Genomic DNA, 17729 nt, shown 5'->3' with positions numbered 1-17729 from the left:
AGAACGTGGCGAATCAGGATACTGTTGCACTCGTGTGCTGCCGGTGAGGCACCGCGAGTCGATCGGCGTATCCGTACTCACCGGATCTGAAGCCGGCGGGCCCGGCCGGGCCGACCGTTCGCAGCCCTCACCCCATGACCGGAGTTCCCCTTGCGCCGGAACGGCGAATTGGAGTTGAAGCGATGCGCGAACCACTCGAGGCCACGACGGCCGGCGAACAGCTGCTGGCCCCGGTGTTCGTCGAGCTGGCCGACACCCTGCTCGCCGACTTCGACCTCGCCGAATTCCTGCACACCCTCACCCTGCGCTGCGTCCAGGTCCTGGCCGTCGACGCCGCCGGGATCCTGCTCACCGACCAGACGGACCACCTGCGGCTGGTCGCGGCCTCCACCGAGCGGGCCCGGCGGTTGGAGCAGTTCCAGCTGCAGATCGACCAGGGACCCTGCCTGGACGCCTTCGCCACCGGGCAGCCGGTGCGCAGCGGCGATCTGGCGGCGGAGGCCGACCGGTGGCCGGACTTCGCCGCGGCCGCCGCCGAGCACGGCTTCACCGCGGTGCACGCACTGCCGATGCGGCTGCGCGAGAACACGATCGGCGCGCTGAACCTGTTCACCGCCGACCGCACCCTCGACGAGGCCGGACAGGCCACCGCGCAGGCGATGGCCGACATCGCCACCATCGGCATCCTGTCCGCCCGCGCCGCCGCCCGGCGTGATCTGCTGGCCGGGCAGCTGCAGACCGCGCTGGACACCCGGGTCCTGATCGAGCAGGCCAAGGGCGTGCTCGCCGAGCGCCACCAGATCACCATGGAACAGGCCTTCTCGGTGCTGCGCGGCCACGCGCGCGGCACCAGCACCAGACTCACCGAGGTCGCCACCGGCGTCGTCACCGGGGCCATCGACTTGTCCGGGCTGGCAGCGTCCGGGCCCGGTCACACCTGACTGCCTCCCGTGGGTGCGGCGGCGACCGCCGCGATCAGGGCAGGACGGGCGTGGCCGAACCAGGCCGCCTTGCCCGTCGAGGGCTGACACCGGCCGGGACCGCGAGCCGGTCGTGCCTCAGCGACTCGGCGCCGCGCTGAGGCGTCATCGGGGACGACGCGCGTACCCGTCGACCCGGCGCGGGCATCTGGTCGCCGACCAGTGCTGGGAGTGCGTCATCGGCGGAGCGCTGCCATCGGCCGTGATGGCGGCGCCGGGTACGTCTGTGACGGGTCGTCGGGGCACTGCCGTCTGGCGAAAAGGTGGCGTGTTGCGCTCGGGTCTTTGCCCGGTCCTCGGCGGTTCTATTCTGGCGATGGGCCCGGCAGATCCGGGCCTGTCCTCCCAGACCCCGGAGACGCACGGCCGTTCAGCCAGCTTCCGGAGTCTGACATGTTCGACGTCGCCGAAAGAGTCCCCTTACCGGAGGGCCACCCTCCACGCCAGTCCGTGCCCGGCCGCATACCGCCTGGCCCACTGGGGATCAGCAGCTATGACCGTGCCCCAGGCACGGTCATCGTGCTTGTCGGAGAACTGGACATCGCCACAGCGGTGCATCCGGTGCTGGCCGGGCACCTCGAACCCTCGGGCGCGACGGGCCGGGAATACGTCGTCGCAGACGTGGCCGGCCTGGAGTTCTGCGACTGCGCGGGGCTCGCGGCACTGCTGTGGATCCACCGCCGGGCCGTTGCTCGCGGCGGATGGCTGCGGCTGTCCGCGGCCACCCCCAGGATGCGCAAGCTGCTGCGGGTCAGCATGCTGTCGCACGTCCTGTTGTGCTACCCCGGAATCGCCGAGGCCTTCGCCGACGTCGCCGTGCCGGACGACTGCCCGGTCGCGCACACAGGCTTCGACGAATCAGGGGCCTGGCGCGGCGATCCGTCGCGGCCGGGGCGTCCGGGAGTGGCTGCCGGACAGACCGGGGTGCCTGGCGGCGGCCCGAACAGCGTCCCGGCCGACGAAGGCCGGGCGGCGGAAAGCGAACCGTGACCGGCGTCGGCGGCGACGCTGGTAGTCGCTGCCGGCGAGCGGACGTGGGCCGGTGCCGCCCAGAGCGACCGGGGCGCGCCAGAGCCCGGGCACCGATTGCGCCGCCTCCCCTATCGCAGTACCCTGATTTTCTGGTCGATACGGCGGCGGGCCCCTGACCGGCAAGGCGAATCGTTGCCGGGACCGGGAACGGGTCGTGTACATCCGGCCGGTGGGCAGCCCACCAATTCGCCCCCTCCTCCAGGCCCAGCCACCGCCCATCCAGGCCCGCCCAGACAACCGCGGACCATTCCTCGGAGCCCATGGCAGCTCTCAAGCGGTCGTGCCTGCGCTGTCCACGGGTCCGCACCGCGAAAGCACCCGCACAACGCATCGCCCGACTCACACTGCAGGGGGACGACGTGGAACCGAGATCCGAATGCCGTTCGGCAGATCCGCTCGACGGTCAGGATTCGCCGACGGGGCGGATGGCGATGGGGCAGCTGGGGCGCGCGGTGGCCGTGCTGGACGTGGTCGCCGACCTGGAGACGGCCAGCGCCTCGGAGATAGGCCGCCGGCTGGGTCTGGCCAAGTCGACGGTCCACCGCCTTCTGAACGTCCTCCAGGTCCACGATCTGGTGTCCCGGGGCGAGAGCGGATACCGGCTCGGCGGGCGCGCGGTCGGCTGGGTCGACCGGGGGCAGACGATGTCGATGGCGCGATTACGCAGCGCGGCGCTGCCGCACCTCGTTGAGTTGCACCGCCGGGCCGGTGTCGCCGTGGCGCTGGCGGCTCCGTCCCGCGAGGCGGTCGCGTACCCCGAGCGCCTCTACGACCGCTCCCAGCTGTCCGAGATCGCCCCGCTGTTGTCCCGGTCCCCTCTTCACGCCACCGCGACGGGCAAGATGCTGCTGGCCTTCGATCCGGTCGCCGGCCGGTGCCATCCGGCGGAAGGCCGGCTGCCCGCCTACACCGCCGCGACCATCACCTCGCCCGAACTGCTCGACCGCGAACTCGGCCGGATCCGCGAGGCCGGTTTCGCCACCTGCCGCGGGGAACTGTTCCCCGGCGTGAGCGCCGTGGCGGCCCCGATCTGTGACCACCGCCGCCGGGTGGTCGCCGCCGTCGGCTTGGCCGGGCCCTCCGACCGCGTGCTGCACCCGGGTCTGGCCCGACTGGTCCGCGTCACGGCCGCCGCCATCACCTCGGTCCTGCGCTCGACGCAGGGCGAACCGACGCTGCTGTCGGCGCTCGTTCTGCCGCAGCGGGCGTGACCCCCGTTTCCCACCGCGACGGCGGCTCCTCGCCTTGCCAGCCGGCCTCCGCGTGGCCCTGCCGGCAGCCCTCATCCATCACTGCCGGCGCGCACCGCCGGATCAGTCTCCGCCAGCCGCAGCGCCTCCTCGACCAAGGCCTCGACGATGTGTCCCTCGGGAACGGTCCGGATCACTGTGCCGCCCACGAAGATCTGTCCCTTGCCGTTGCCGCAGGACACCCCGAGGTCGGCCTCGCGGGCCTCGCCGGGACCGTTCACCACGCAGCCCATCACCGCGATCCTGAGCGGATGGGGGAAGCCGTCGAAGGCGGCTTCGACCTTGGCGGTCAAGGTGTACACGTCGACCTGTGCGCGTCCGCACGACGGACACGAGATGATCTCCAGAGTTCGCGGACGCAGTCCCAGCGACTGCAGGATGTGGGTGCAGACCTTGACCTCTTCGACCGGCGGAGCCGACAGGGACGCCCGGATCGTGTCCCCGATCCCCTCGCTGAGCAGAACCGCGAACGCGGTGGCGGACTTGATACTGCCTGGAAGCGCCGGCCCGGCCTCCGTGACGCCCAGATGGAGCGGATAGTCGCAGCGCTCTGACAGCAGGCGGTAGGCCGCGATCGTCGTGAGCGGATCGTGGTGTTTGACGGAGATCTTCAGATCGGTGAAGCCGTGTTCCTCGAACAGGGAGCACTCCCACAGCGCCGATTCCACCAGCGCTTCGGGTGTGGCGCGGCCGTGCTCGGCCAACAGCCGCGGATCCAGGGAACCGGCGTTCACCCCGATCCGGATGGGGGTTCCCCTCTCGCGGGCGGCCCGGCTGATCTCGCCCACCTTGTCGTCGAGCCGCTTGACGTTCCCGGGATTCACCCGCACCGCGGCGCAGCCCGCGTCGATGGCGGCGAAGACGTAGCGCGGCTGGAAATGGATGTCGGCGATGACCGGGATCGTGGACTTGCGGACGATCGTGCTCAGCGCGTCCGCGTCGTCCTGAGTGGGAACCGCGACGCGGACTATGTCGCAGCCCGCGGCCGTGAGTTCCGCGATCTGCCGGAGCGTGGCTTCGACGTCCGCGGTGGCGGTCGTCGTCATCGACTGGATACTGACGGGTTCGCCGCCGCCGACCGGCACGTCGCCCACCAGCAGGCGCCGCGTAGGCCGGCGCGCGGCGAGCACGCTTTGGGCCTCGGACCCGGCCGGGCGGGTCCGAGGCAGTCCGAGGAACGTCTGACCAGGCATCACGAAGCCCTCATTTCCGGTTGGGGAACCGCGCCCGCCAACGCGCGTCGGGCCGCCTCGGCGAGCGCCGCGCCGGTGAATCCGTGGGCCGCCAGGAGCGCCGCGCGCTCACCGTGGGGCAGGAATCGGCGCGGGAGGCCCAGGCTGTGGACCCGGGTGCCGATTCCGGCGTCGGCCACGGCCTGTGCCAGGGCCGCGCCCATCCCGCCGCCGCGGCCGGAGTCCTCGACGGTGAGGACCAGCCGGTGCTCGGCGGCCAGCCGTACGACGGTGCGGTCCGCCGGAAGGATCCAGCGCGGATCGACGACTCTGGCGCCGATGCCCGACGCGGCCAGCAGCGCCGCGGCCTCGACGCAGGCCGGGGCGACCGGGCCGGCGGCGACGAGAAGGACGTCCCGGCCGGTGTCGTACAGCACGTCGACACCGTCCAGGCGGCCGATCGCCGGCACGTCGGCACCGACGCCGGACTTGGGGAACCGCACCGCCGTCGGGCCGGTGCTCACGGCCACCGCCTCGGCGAGCAGAGCGCGAAGCCGCGTGCTGTCGCGCGGCGCGGCGACCCGCAGCCCGGGGACCATCGCCAGGAAGGACAGGTCCCACATCCCGTGGTGGCTGGCGCCGTCCGGACCGGTGATCCCGGCGCGGTCCAGGACGAAGGTGACCGCCAGACGGTGCAGCGCGACGTCCATGATGACCTGGTCGAAGGCCCGATTGAGGAAGGAGGCGTAGACGGCGACCACCGGGTGCAGCCCGCCCAGCGCGAGCCCGGCCGCCGAACAGACCGCGTGCTGCTCGGCGATCCCGACGTCGAAGACCCGGTCCGGCCAACGGTCCGCGAACTGCCGCAGCCCCACCGGCCGCAGCATCGAGGCCGTCAGGCAGACGATGTCCGGACGGCGTGCCCCGATGCCCACGATCTCCTCGGCGAACACGTCCGTCCAACTGCGCGCCGCCGGCGCCGCCGACCCGCCGGCCCCGGACCCGGCCCCGGCCGCGTGCCCGGCCGCGTGTCCGGCGGCAGCCGGATCGAGGGCTCCGACCGTGTGCAACCGGTCGGCCTCGTCGGTCTCGGCCGGAAGATATCCCTTGCCCTTGACGGTGACGCAGTGCACGATCACCGGACCGTTCCGCGCGGCCGCCGCGGACAGCGCCCGCTCCACCGCCGCGACATCATGACCGTCGACCGGACCCAGGTAGGCAAGGCCGAGTTCGCCGAAGACGTCGGCGTCCGCGATCCCCGCCCGCAGTCTGGCCAGATGCCGGGCCAGACCGCCGGTCGTCGGGGCGTAGGAACGCCCGTTGTCGTTGAGCACGACCACCACCGGGCAGCCGCTGCCTCCGATGTCGTTGAGTGCTTCGAACGCCAGGCCGCCGGACAGCGCCGCGTCGCCCACCACGGCGACGACCCGGCGGTCCTCATGCCGCAGCCCACAGGCCCTGGCCAATCCGGCCGCGTAGGACAGCGCCGTGGAGGCGTGGGAGTTCTCGACGATGTCGTGCACTGACTCAGCCCGCGAGGGGTACCCGGACAGCCCGCCCTCCTGTCGCAGTGTCCTGAAGGCTCTGGCCCGGCCGGTGAGAAGCTTGTGGACGTAGGACTGGTGGCCGGTGTCGAAGACGATCCGGTCGGCCGGCGAGGCGAAGACCCGGTGCACGGCCAGCGTCAACTCCACGACACCCAGGTTGGGGCCGAGGTGTCCGCCGTTCGCGCGGACCTGCTCGACCAGCACCGCGCGAAGCGTGGCCGCCAGGGCGGGCAGTCGCTCCGGTGGCAGGGCCCTGAGTTCCTCGGGGCCGCTCGGGATGTCCGTGCGGACGCCGAGGACGTCGGTCTGCGCCATCTCGCCTCCTTCAAGAAGTCCGAGGTCCACGCCATCACCGGCAGGCGGCACAGGCCAGGACGCGTCCCGTCAGCCGGAACCCCGGTTCGGTCCGGCGGCCTCGGCACGCCCGCCGAAAGCCCGGCGGCCGGCGCCGGTCCCACGCGGTGGGACCGGTTCGTTGACCCGCCGAATCGCGACCCCGTAGCGTCACCGGTCAGTGATGGAGAGTGAGGTGTCGTTCCCATGGTTCACGGCATCACCGCCCTAGTCGCCCAGCCGGATCTGGGCTTCCGCCGCCAAGTCGATGACGAGCTCGGAGCATTCCTGGACTCCCGGCGGGACCGCTGGATCGAGTCGGGCACCCGTCCGTGTTTCAGTGTGCTGCGTTCCTACGTCCTGAGCCCGGGCAAGCGCCTGCGCCCGACGTTCTGCTACTGGGGATGGCGCGGAGCCGGCGGCGAGCCCGGCCCGCAGATCATCCGCGCCGCGGCCTCGATCGAGTTGTTCCACAGCTTCTGCCTGATCCACGACGACATCATGGACACCTCGGACATGCGGCGCGGCCAACCCGCCCTGCACCGGCAGTTCGCCGACATCCACGCCCGCTCGGGCTGGCGGGGCGACGCGACCCGCTTCGGGGTGAACGCCGCGATCGTCGCCGGCGACCTGCTGGCGATGTGGTCCGACGAGATGCTCCAGACCTGCGGCCTGGACCCGGCCGGCTTGCGGGCCGCGTACCCGTACGTCGCCAGGATGCGCGCGGACGTCTGCGTCGGCCAGTTCCTCGACGCCGAGGAACAGGCCCACGGCGGATCGCTGAGCGGGGCCGTGCTGGTCGCCCGCTACAAGACCGCCGGCTACACGGTCCAGGGCCCGCTCCAGATCGGCGCGGCGCTCGCGGGCGCTCCGCAGGCCGTGCTCACAGCACTCGGCGCGATCGGACGCCCGCTGGGCGAGGCGTTCCAGTTCCGGGACGATCTGCTCGGCGCGTTCGGCGACCCCAAGGTCACCGGGAAGTCCGACATGGACGATTTCCGGGAGGGCAAGCCGACGGCGCTGGTGGCGCTCGCCCGCGACGGCGCCACAGCGCACCAGGCCAGGCAGATCTCCGCTCTGCACGGCAACCCCAGGCTCACCGTCGAGGGCGCCGCCCTGCTGCGCCGCATCATCGTGGAGACCGGTGCCCGCAAGGCCTTGGAGGCCATGATCGACGAGCGCGTCGAGCAGGCCCGTCAGGCGCTGGCGGCGGCGCCGCTCTCCGACCCCGCGGTCCGCGGGGAGCTCGAGCTGTTACTGACCTCGACCGCGCACCGCGAAAGCTGAAGGGCGGTCGCCATGGCGGGGAAGGAAACCGGACGCAAGGTCCTGTTGGCCGCACCGCGCGGCTACTGCGCGGGTGTGGAGCGCGCGATCCGCATCGTGCAGGACGCGATCGAGCAGTACGGTCCGCCGGTCTACGTGCGCAAGCAGATCGTCCACAACACGCACGTGGTCGCCGACCTCGCCGGTCGCGGCGCGGTCTTCGTGGACGAGCTCTGCGATGTGCCGGACGGCGCGGTCGTCGTGTACTCCGCGCACGGCGTCGCCCCCGAGGTACGCGGCCAGGCCCATCTGGTCCAGGACGCCGGGCAGGCGGACCCCGGATGGCTGCGCGCGGCGCGGACGGTCGGCGTCACCGCCGGAGCGTCAGCCCCCGAACACCCGGTCGCCGGAGTGCTCGCCTGGCTGTCCCGGCACGGCGCCGACGACGTCGAGCAGGTCACCACCGCCCACGAAGACATCCGCTTCTCCGGTCCGCCGATGCCCGAACGTGCTCCATCGGCGGCGGACCGACGGCCCTGACAAGTCCGAGAACCACGAGAACAGGAACGAAGACGATGCCTGAGACCACCAACGCCCCCGACTCCGAACAGGCACAGCAGGCCCAGCTGTCCCTGAGCACCGAGGCCGCCCGCAACCTGGCCACCACCACCAAGTCCGTCCCGCAGATGCAGGGCATCACCTCGCGGTGGCTGCTGAAGCTGCTGCCCTGGACCCAGGTCTCCGGCGGCACCTACCGGGTCAACCGCCGCCTGGCCTACCAGGTCGGCGACGGCCGGGTCGCCTTCGACAAGACCGGCGCGGACGTCAAGGTCGTCCCGGAGACCCTGGTCGAGCTGCCGCTGCTGCGCGGATTCGCCGACACCGAGGTGCTGACCGCGCTGGCCGCGTCGTTCGTCCAGCGGGAGTACGCCGCCGGCGACACGATCGTGGCCGCCGGAGCCCCCGTCGAGGAGACGTACCTGATCGCCCACGGCAAGGCCGACATGATCGGCACCGGGAAGTACGGGAACGAGGCGGTGTTCGACACTCTCGCCGACGGCGACCAGTTCGGCGGACAGTACGTCGTCCCCGGCGCCGAGCACACCTGGGGGTTCACCGTCGCCGCGAGGACCGCCCTCACCGCCTTGGCCCTGCCGCTGTCGGCGGTCGCCGCGCTCGGCGACCGAGCCGCACCGCTGCTGGCCCACATCCAGCAGGCCGCCGAGGATCCGCAACCGGCCCAGAACAAGCACGGCGAGGCCGAGATCGGCATGTCGGCCGGCCACGCCGGCGAGGAGATCCTGCCCGGCACGTTCGTCGACTACGAGCTCACGCCCCGCGAGTACGAGCTGAGCATCGCCCAGACGGTCCTGCGGATCCACAGCCGGGTCGCCGACCTCTACAGCGAGCCGATGGACCAGACCCAGCAGCAACTGCGGCTCACCGTGGAGGCCCTGCGCGAACGGCAGGAATCAGAGCTCGTCAACAACCGCTCCTTCGGCCTGCTGCACAACGCCGACCTGCGCCAGTGCTTCAGCACCCGCACCGGTCCGCCGACCCCCGACGACCTGGACGAACTGCTCAGCCGCCGCCGCAAGACGCACTTCATCCTCGCGCACCCCAAAGCGATCGCCGCGTTCGGCCGGGAGTGCACGCACCGGGGCATCTACCCGAGCGCGGTCGACGTGGACGGCCACATGATCCCGTCGTGGCGCGGCGTGCCGATCCTGCCGTGCAACAAGATCCCGGTCGGCGACGGCCGCTCCACGTCCATCCTGGCGGTCCGCACCGGCGAGGCCGACCAGGGCGTCATCGGCCTGCACCAGACCGGGATCCCCGACGAGGTCGAGCCGAGCCTGTCCGCGCGCTTCATGGGCATCAGCGACAAGGCGATCATCTCCTACCTCGTCACCGCCTACTTCTCGGTCGCGGTCCTGGTTCCCGACGCGCTCGGGATCCTGGAGAACGTCGAGCTCGGCCACTACCACAACTGACCGGCGGCCCCGTCGTGGGACGACGAACCCCGAAGGGAGGCGACCGGCGATGGAGCCCTTCACCCTGCCCGATTTCTATCTGCCGCACCCAGCCCGGCTGAACCCGAACGAGCAGCACGCCAGGGAGCACTCGACCGCGTGGGCCGAGCGGATGGGGATGCTCGACACCCCGGGTCCCTCGGGGGAGCTGGTCTGGACCGAAGAAGACCTCGCGTCCCACGACTACGCAATGATGTGCGCCTATACGCACCCTGACTGCGACGCGGCGATGCTCGACCTGGTCACGGACTGGTACGTGTGGGTGTTCTTCTTCGACGACCACTTCCTGGAACTCTACAAATACAGCCGGGACCTGGCCGGCGCTAAGGCGCACCTGGACCGCTTGGACCTGTTCATGACCGAGCCCGGACAGGACGGCCCGGAACCCGGGAACCCCGCCGAGGCGGGCCTGGCCGACCTGTGGGCCAGGACCGTGCCCCGGATGTCCGGCGTCTGGCGCTCGCGGTTCCGGGCCTCGACCCACAACCTCGCGGTGGAGTCGTTGTGGGAGCTGGACAACATCTCCCGGGGGCGGATCGCCAACCCCATGGAGTACGTGGAGATGCGTCGGCGCGTCGGCGGAGCGCCGTGGTCGGCGAACCTGGTCGAGGTCGCCGTCGGCGCCGAGGTGCCGGACCGCCTCGCCGCCCTGCGCCCGATGCGGGTGCTGCGAGACACGTTCGCCGACGCGGTGCATCTGCGCAACGACATCTTCTCCTATCAGCGCGAGGTCCAGCAGGAAGGCGAGAACTCCAACGCGATCCTGGTCCTGGAGACCTTCCTGGACCTGCCGACGCAGCAGGCCGCCGACCTGGTCAACAACCTCATCACCTCGCGGCTCCAGCAGTTCGAGAACACCGCGTTCACCGAGGTCCCGATCATGTTCGCGGAGAACGCCTCGCCGCCGTCGGACCAGTTCGCCGTCGGCCTCTATGTCAAAGGCCTGCAGGACTGGCAGTCCGGCGGGCACGAGTGGCACGCCCGGTCCAGCCGGTACATGAACTCCGAGGCGGCGGGCGCTGCGGCGCTCAGTGCTCCGGAGTCCGGTGCTCCAGCATTCAGTGCTCCGGCGTTCAGCGCTCCGGGACTTGACGTTCCGCTGGCGGGCGGACCCGCCGGGTTCGGCACCGCGGCCGTGCGCCCCTTCCCCAACGTGGCGGCCGAGGAGCGGCGGGCGAAGCAGCATTCTCAGGCGGTGCACGCCCGCGCCGGCGGCCATCTGCCCCTTCCCGATCTGTTCATGCCCTTCACGTTCCGGACGAGTCCGCACCTGGACGACGCCCGCCGGCACAATCTCGCGTGGGCCGAGGACATGGGCATGTTCCAGACCGTTCCAGGAGTCCCGGGAGGAGAGCTGTGGGACGCCCCGCGGTTCGTCGAGTTCGACTTCGCCCACTGCGCCTCGATGATCCATGCGGACGCCTCACCCGAGGATCTGGATCTGTCCTCGGACTGGCTGGCCTGGGGCACGTACGGCGATGACCTGTTCCCGGCCCAGTTCGGCCGCGCGCGCAACATCATCGGCGCGAAGGCCCAGAACGCGCGGCTGGCGCTGTTCCTGCCGCTGAACGTCGGCCCCACTCCCGAACCGGTCAACCCGGTGGAACGCGGGCTGGCCGACCTGTGGCGGCGAACCGCCGGGCCGATGTCCGCGGCGGCCCGGCGGCAGTTCCGCACAGCCGTGACGGACATGACCGCGTCCTGGATCTGGGAGCTGGCCAACCAGGTCCAGAATCGGATCCCCGATCCGGTCGACTACATGGAGATGCGCCGGGCGACGTTCGGATCGGACCTGACAATGGGCCTGGCCCGGATCGCGCACGGGGAACTCGTGCCCGACGCCGTGTACCAGACCCGGGTGATGCGCCAGCTCGACAACTCGGCGCAGGACTACGCGTGTCTGACCAACGACCTGTTCTCCTACCAGAAGGAGATCCAGTTCGAGAACGAGATCCACAACATGGTCTTCGTCATGCAGAGCTTCCTCGACTGCGACCGTCTCCGGGCCCGTGACATCGTCGCACGCCTGATGGGCGAGCGGATCCGGCAGTTCCAGCACATCGTCGCGGTCGAGATGCCCGTCATGTTCGAGGAACACGGACTTTCGGAGGCGGCGCGGGCGATGCTCACGAACTACGCCCGGGAGTTGGAGGACTGGATGTCGGGAATCCTGGAGTGGCACGCCCGATGCGCCCGGTATACGGAGGCTGGCTTGTACGCCCGATTCGGCGTGCTCGGAGCAGCAGCGCCGGTAGCGGCTGCGGCAACGGCGCCGGCCGCGGCAACGACAATGGCAGTGGCGCCGGCACCGGCACCGGCAACGGCCGAGCGTTTCGCGCACGCGCCCAGGCCGACCGGGCTGGGCACCGCGGCCACCAGGTTCGCCGAACGCGTCCGTTCCGGACGCGCCTGACCGAGAAGGAGTCACCGCTATCGAAATTGGCGGAATAATGCGATTGCCGGACACGCCCGACCCGCCGCGAGACAATGACCGGCGCCATGAACTGGCGAGGACCGCGACGGAATGCGGGAGCACCGATGGCAGGGGCAGGGGCGGGCGCGAGCGCGCGAACATACGGGATCCTGGTCGAGCTGACTGACACGCTCGGCCCTGACTTCGACGTCAGCGGGTATCTGGACCGCTTCTGCTCCCTGTGCACCGAATTACTGGACGTGGCCGCGACCGCGGTGTTCCTCGCCGGCGGTCCGCGCGGTATCGACCTCGCCGCGCTGCACGGAGAGCAAGCCAGGACGCTAATACGCCACGAACTCGACGAAGTCTCGGGGCCGGCCTTCGACTGCCACCACAGCGGCCGCCCGGCCGGCTGCGACGACTTCGCGGCGCCCGCACTGCCCTGGCCGGCCCTGGGCCCGGTTGCCGCGGCGTGCGGGATCGCCGCGGAATACGCCGTGCCGATGCGCTGGCGGGGGGAGACAGTGGGCGTGCTGGCATTGCTGTCCGAGAGCCCCGGGGCGATCGCCGGCGACCGGGGTTCGCTGGCGGCGTCCATGGCGTCGGCGGCGGCCAGCGGCCTGCTCCACCATCGGGACCGGGCCTGGCAGGCCGAACTGGCCATGGGCCTGCGCACGGCGCTGGACGACGCGGTGCCGGTCGAGCAGGCCAAGGGGATCCTCGCCGAGCGGCTGTCGATCGACGTCACCGAATCGCTGGTCCTGCTCAGCGAGTACGCCTGGGCCCAGTCCCGGGGCGTGCCGGACGTGGCGGCCGACGTGGTGGCCGGCCGCCAGGACATCGCCAAGGAACCGCTGCTCACCCGTCTGGGCCTCCCGGAGGCCGAGCAGGAATCGCATCAGGCCTCTGTGGTCCTGGAAGCGGACCCGACGGCACCGCGAGCAGCCCGGGGCTTCGTCGCGGCCGTGCTGCGCTCATGGGGGCTGACCGAGTACGCCGACACCGCGCGCCTGCTCACCTCCGAGCTGGTGACCAACGCGGTCCGGCACGGCCGCGGCCCGGTCGGGCTGCGGGTCAGCCGCCGCCACCCCGAGACGGTGGTCGAGGTCAGAGACCACGGCAAGGGCGAAGTGCGCCCCTCGCCGGGGCTGACGGCCGACACCGAGACCGGCCGCGGGCTGGCGATCGTCGAGTTGCTGGCCGACCGCTGGGGCGTGGTGCCCGGCGACGCGGGCAAGACGGTCTGGTTCGTGCTGTCGAACGCCGGTCCGCGGTCGCAGTGAGCGATGCGGTGGTGCCGGCGCCACGGCGCGGGCCCCACGTGCGGTACCGGACCCGGCACGGGGTTCAGGCGTGGTGCGGGTCGGCGCTCTTGGTTTGGCCGTAGCCGCTGCTGAACGCCGCGTAGCTGCCGACCAGCGCGTGCCCGAGTGGCAGACCGCGTGGTCCCTCGGTTTCGCCGTCGCCCTCAGGGCAGCGCTACTTGTACCGGTCGTCGTGCTCCACGAAGTCCTGATACGCCGACACAGCCTCCTCGAACATCGTGTTCGTGATCACCACCGGCTCGAAGTGGTCGAAGTGCGAGCTCAGCCGGACCGTGTCCGGTCCCTGCCGGATCGCCCCGGCGCTGGTGGTGCTCAACGAGTAGCGCGGCCCGTGCTCCTCCAGGAGCCGGTGCCAATCGCGCAGGACGCCTTGCACCGCCTCCTTGTCTTCGTGGGGCAGGCCCTCGAGGTACCACTCGATGGCCTTCGCCACGTTCTCCTGCCCGGGCGGGTACTCCAGAGCGATCACGCTGTCCTCGAAGTCGAGGCCGAAGCGCCAGCCGGTCGGCTGGGGCTCCGGGCGCTCCGAGCGCTCCGGGTCGCCGACCGGCTCTGTGTTTCCCTGCATGGGGCGGCTCCATTTCCAGAGATACGAGGGCTGGCGGGGCTTCTCAGTCCGGGAACCATGACGAGAAGGTCTTCTTCTGGTCCGCCCCGACCTCAAGGTAGCCGAAGATCTTGACGCCCTTGTATTCGCCCGTCATCGCCGAGCCGCGCTTGCGCAGCGTGCCGTTGTTGAGGACGTGGTTGCCGGCGTCGATGATGTCCTGCTTGGTCCAGTCGGCCGGGAAGAAGGTGTGCGCGGTGCTCTCCTTCGGCAGCACCGAGTGGTCCGGATAGCGCAGGCCGACGGTGCCGTCGACCACCTTCACGCTTCCGTCGTCCCGTGTCACCATTTTACCGCTGATGAACCGATTGTCCGGGATCCCGCCGGTCTGGTCGGGGTGCATGTGCCAGCCCGCGAACTTCCCGTCCTTGGTGACCACGCCGTTGATGACATGGTCGATCCCCTCCGCGGACACCTCGTAGAGCCCGAGGGGGTCGGCGTACGTCAGGGGATTGACGACGTAGCCGCGGTCGTTGGGGGACGGCGCCAGTCCGAGCGGGTCCGGCGTCAGGTAGGCCGCGGTATCGGGGTCGTAATACCGGTTCAGGTTGTAGTGCAGCCCGGTCTCGTCGTCGTGGTACTGCCCGGGGAACCGGATCGGGCAGTCCAGGCCGTCCTCGCCGGCGGTGTCGACGGTCCGGCCCCACAGGGATCCGGTGGTGCGCCACGCGACGTGCCCGTCGGCCCCGATCAGCTCGGCGGGGGTGCCGACCAGGTCGGTGACGACGGCGTGGAACACCTCGTCGACCGCGCCCTGTTCCGCGCCGTCGACCCAACTGCGCCGGCGCTGGGCGGCCGGGCGGTACGTGTCCGGATCGTAGTCCCAGGTGAGCGTGACGTTGGTGCCGTCGGGGCCCAGCGCCGTCTGTTCGGCCAGGCGGGAGTCCTCCCACGAGAACAGCGTCCGCTCCGCCCCGCGGCCGTCCTCGCCCAGGCGGACCTTGGCGGTCCGGCGGCCGGTCGGGTCGTAGACGTAACGCCAGGTGCCGTGCTCCGGGGTCTGGGCCTGGACCAGGCGGTCCTGCGAGTCCCAGGTGTAGAGCCAGGTCTTCTGCCGGCCGTCCAGCGTCCGGCGCGTCGTCCGGACCAGTCGGCCCGCGTCGTCGTAGTCGTGGTGGGTCCGGCCGGCTTGGCGAATCAGGGCCCTGGAGGTGACCGACGGCTCGTCGGCTTCCGTGGCCGCGCCACCGGCACCGCCACCGGCACCGCCACCGCCACCGGCAGCGGTGACGTTGCCGAACGCGTCGTAGGCGAAAGCCTCGCTCCACCCCTGCGCGCAGACCGCGGTCGGGCGCCCCGCGGCATCGGAGACGAACCGACGAGTTCCCCGAAGACTGTCGTGGACCTCTTCGGGCACACCGTCGGCCCGCCAGGCCCAGGACCGGCTCAACACGGTCGCCCCGTCAAGCCCGGCCCCGGCGGTCAGCCGCTGAGCCACCGGCCGCCCGGCCACGTCGTACTCGCGGGTCAGCCAAGCCTGGGCCGCCCCCGCCGCCCCGAGTGCTCGCTGGACCTCGTGACCGGCGGCGTCGAAGGCGTATTCAAGCTGTCCCATCCCCGCCGTCAGCCCCGCGGCCCGCCCGGCGGCATCGTAGGTCCACGTGGACTCGACCCCCGACGCGGTGACCCGTCGGATCCGGCGCCCGACCGCGTCATACGTGTACTGAGTACTCCGACCGTCGACGGATTCCGACAGGATCCGCCCCATCAGGTCGTACTCGTAGGCCAGATCGGCCGAGCCGTCCCCGAGCCCGGTCGCCGACACGAGCCGGCCGGCGGTGTCGTAGCAGTACACGTATTCACCCTCGGGGGACTGACGCCGGGTGACCCGGCCGGCGGCGTCCCGCTCCAGCCCGATCCGCTGCCCGAGCCCGGTGATCCGCGCCGACAGCGCCCCGGCGGCGTCGTACTCGTACCCGAGCGTGCGCCCGATGAAGTCGCTCTCGCCGATCAGCCGGTTCGCCGCGTCGTAGGCGTACCGCCAGCTGGCGCCGCCGGGGTTGGTCACCGACCGCAGCCGCAGCTCCCCGTCGTAGTCGAAGGCGTACCGCACGCCGTCCGGGCCGGTGCTGGCGATCAGCGTGCCCATCGGCCCGGGCTCGTAGACGGTGGCCGTGCCGATCGCGTTCACCGACCTCACCAGCCGTCCGCCGGCGTCGTACTCCCAGTGCGAGCTGGTGCCGTCGGGCCCGGTGCGCGACACCGGCAGGCCGTCGGCGCTCCACCGGAAGGACGTGGTCGCCCCGACCGGATCGGTCAGCGCGAGCACCCGGCCCGCCGCGTCGCGGGTGGCCCGCACGGCGGCCCCGAGCGGGTCGGTGCTGGTCAATGCCAGCCCCGCGGCGTCGGTGGTGAACCGGGTGAGGGCGCCCAGCGGATCGGTCGTCGCGGCCAGCGCGCCGGCGGCGGTGTGCTCGAACCGGGTCACGGCGCCGGCCGGGTCGACCACCTCGACCAGGTTGCCCCGCTCGTCGTGGGCCCGCCGCCAGGTCGCGCCGTCCGGGCCGACGGCCAGGACCACGCGGTGGAACCGGTTGTACGTCAGCTCGGTGGCCAGCCCGCCCGGCGCGACCACCCGGCGGACGTCCCCGTTCTCGTCGCGCGTGAAGGCGGTGGTCGCCCCGGTGGCGTCGGTCAGCCGCACGACCCGGTCGTACAGGTCGGACTCGGTGTACTGGGTGTGGCCGAGCGGGTCGGTCTCGGAGCAGACGTGCCCGTTCTCGTCGTAGATGTAGGTCGTGGCGTGGCCCAGGGAGTTCGTGACGACCGTGGTCCGGTTCTCCGGGTCGTACTCGAACGTGCCGGCCAGGAACGCGCCCTCGCCGCGCACCACGCGGCCGAACTCGTCGTAGTGGTAGGCGTAGCGGTAGCCGGAGCGGTCCTGCCACGCGGTGATCCGGTCGTCCTCGCCCCACTCGTAGGTGAACGGCAGCTCCGAGGCGTTCCACACGACGCCGGTCAGGCGGCCCCGCTCGTCGTAGCGGAAGGACTTGACGGTCGCGCCGTCCTCGCTGCCGTCCGCCAACCGCAGCCGGACCACGCGCGGTCCGGCGGCCGTGGCCAAGGTGTCCACCAGGATCCGGTAGGCCGCGTGGACGACCGCGGTCGGCGTGCCGTTCTCGTCCCGCTCGATGACGACGCGGTTGCCGTTGCGGTCCGAGATCGCCATCAGGTCCCTGATCTGGCCGATCTCGTCGCGGTAGTGGACGACGCCGAAGTGCCGGGTCAGGCCGTTCCAGGGATCGGAGATCCGGATCTCGTCGCTGTCCCGGTCCCATATCAGGGGCCAGCGATCGCCGCGCTCGGGCAGGACCTCCTGGCCGGCCGAGGGCATCGGGTAGTCCAGCCGCTGCGCGTCGTCGCCGACGAAGTGGATCCCGACCTCGTTCACCGCCAGCCGCTGGTCCAGCGTGGACGACCAGCCCGCGCCGAACAGCCGTCCGGTTTCGTACCCTGAGACGTAGGCCCGCCGCAGTACCAGCGGCAGCACGCCGGCCAGCTCCACATCGGTGGCGTCGGTCAGCATCCAGCCGGAGACGACGTCCACCGGGTCGGACTTGGCGATCGCCCTGAGGTTGCCCTCCGCCGAGCGGGCCTTGCCGCCCAGCGACTCCAGCGCCTTGCCGCCGAACTTCTCGAAAGCCTTGCCGCCGGCGAATTGCAGGCCGAGCATGCCGACACCCAGCAAGGCGTCGCCCCAGTGGCCTTGCATGGCGTCGCCGGCGATCTGCATGCCGGTGCCGACGAGGGCGATGATGTTGTCGGCTTCGG

Annotated in this window: 12 protein-coding genes and 1 pseudogene; 9 read left to right on the top strand and 4 right to left on the bottom strand. The window is 71.4% G+C overall.

Features of this window, described 5'->3' with window-relative positions; genetic code table 11:
- The first annotated feature begins 182 nt into the window (after nt 1–182).
- From KGQ19_RS07135 to KGQ19_RS07125, 3 genes are all read left to right on the top strand, one after another.
- Nucleotides 183–941: a GAF and ANTAR domain-containing protein gene (locus KGQ19_RS07135; protein WP_212008283.1), complete on the top strand. Its 759-nt coding sequence runs from the start codon at nt 183–185 to the stop codon at nt 939–941.
- A 558-nt stretch (nt 942–1499) separates the two neighbouring features.
- Nucleotides 1500–1970, top strand: a complete 471-nt coding sequence (locus tag KGQ19_RS07130; protein WP_212008282.1) for an STAS domain-containing protein — start codon at nt 1500–1502, stop codon at nt 1968–1970.
- 473 nt (nt 1971–2443) lie between these two features.
- The gene (locus KGQ19_RS07125) at nt 2444–3223 is read left to right on the top strand and encodes an IclR family transcriptional regulator (protein ID WP_212008281.1); all 780 of its coding nucleotides are present in this window, start codon (nt 2444–2446) and stop codon (nt 3221–3223) included.
- A 71-nt stretch (nt 3224–3294) separates the two neighbouring features.
- Here the strand turns inward: KGQ19_RS07125 and ispG are convergent, their stop codons facing one another.
- Both ispG and KGQ19_RS07115 read right to left on the bottom strand, forming a co-directional pair.
- Nucleotides 3295–4455, bottom strand: a complete 1161-nt coding sequence (ispG, locus tag KGQ19_RS07120) for a flavodoxin-dependent (E)-4-hydroxy-3-methylbut-2-enyl-diphosphate synthase (protein WP_212008280.1) — start codon at nt 4453–4455, stop codon at nt 3295–3297.
- A complete protein-coding gene (locus KGQ19_RS07115; protein ID WP_212008279.1) occupies nt 4455–6296 on the bottom strand; it encodes a 1-deoxy-D-xylulose-5-phosphate synthase in 1842 nt (613 codons plus the stop codon). Before KGQ19_RS07115 ends, ispG begins: the two co-directional genes overlap by 1 nt.
- A gap of 225 nt (nt 6297–6521) precedes the next feature.
- Here KGQ19_RS07115 and KGQ19_RS07110 point away from each other — a divergent pair, with 225 nt between their 5' ends.
- From KGQ19_RS07110 to KGQ19_RS07090, 6 genes and pseudogenes are all read left to right on the top strand, one after another.
- Complete coding sequence (locus KGQ19_RS07110; protein WP_212008278.1) at nt 6522–7601, top strand: polyprenyl synthetase family protein; 1080 nt, start codon at nt 6522–6524, stop codon at nt 7599–7601.
- 12 nt (nt 7602–7613) lie between these two features.
- Nucleotides 7614–7886: pseudogene (locus KGQ19_RS52595) on the top strand (4-hydroxy-3-methylbut-2-enyl diphosphate reductase); the annotation flags it as partial.
- Nucleotides 7887–7889: 3 nt separating this feature from the next.
- On the top strand, nt 7890–8120 hold the full coding sequence (locus tag KGQ19_RS52590) for a hypothetical protein (RefSeq protein WP_368862066.1): 231 nt from the start codon (nt 7890–7892) through the stop codon (nt 8118–8120).
- 35 nt (nt 8121–8155) lie between these two features.
- Entirely contained in the window at nt 8156–9574 is a 1419-nt protein-coding gene (locus tag KGQ19_RS07100) for a family 2B encapsulin nanocompartment shell protein (protein ID WP_212008276.1), read from the top strand.
- Between the two features lie 49 nt (nt 9575–9623).
- Complete coding sequence (locus tag KGQ19_RS07095) at nt 9624–12026, top strand: terpene synthase family protein (protein WP_212008275.1); 2403 nt, start codon at nt 9624–9626, stop codon at nt 12024–12026.
- A gap of 125 nt (nt 12027–12151) precedes the next feature.
- Complete coding sequence (locus tag KGQ19_RS07090; protein ID WP_212008274.1) at nt 12152–13309, top strand: ATP-binding protein; 1158 nt, start codon at nt 12152–12154, stop codon at nt 13307–13309.
- Between the two features lie 196 nt (nt 13310–13505).
- Here KGQ19_RS07090 and KGQ19_RS07085 read toward each other — a convergent pair whose 3' ends face one another.
- Complete coding sequence (locus KGQ19_RS07085; protein ID WP_212008273.1) at nt 13506–13919, bottom strand: hypothetical protein; 414 nt, start codon at nt 13917–13919, stop codon at nt 13506–13508.
- 43 nt (nt 13920–13962) lie between these two features.
- The coding region (locus KGQ19_RS07080) for a DUF6531 domain-containing protein (protein WP_212008272.1) at nt 13963–17729 on the bottom strand (3767 nt) is incomplete at its 5' end.

This window comes from Catenulispora pinistramenti, assembly GCF_018274385.1.
GTDB lineage: Bacteria > Actinomycetota > Actinomycetes > Streptomycetales > Catenulisporaceae > Catenulispora > Catenulispora pinistramenti.
Note: the sequence above shows the minus strand (reverse complement) of the source record. Positions and strands in the feature narration are given on the sequence as shown.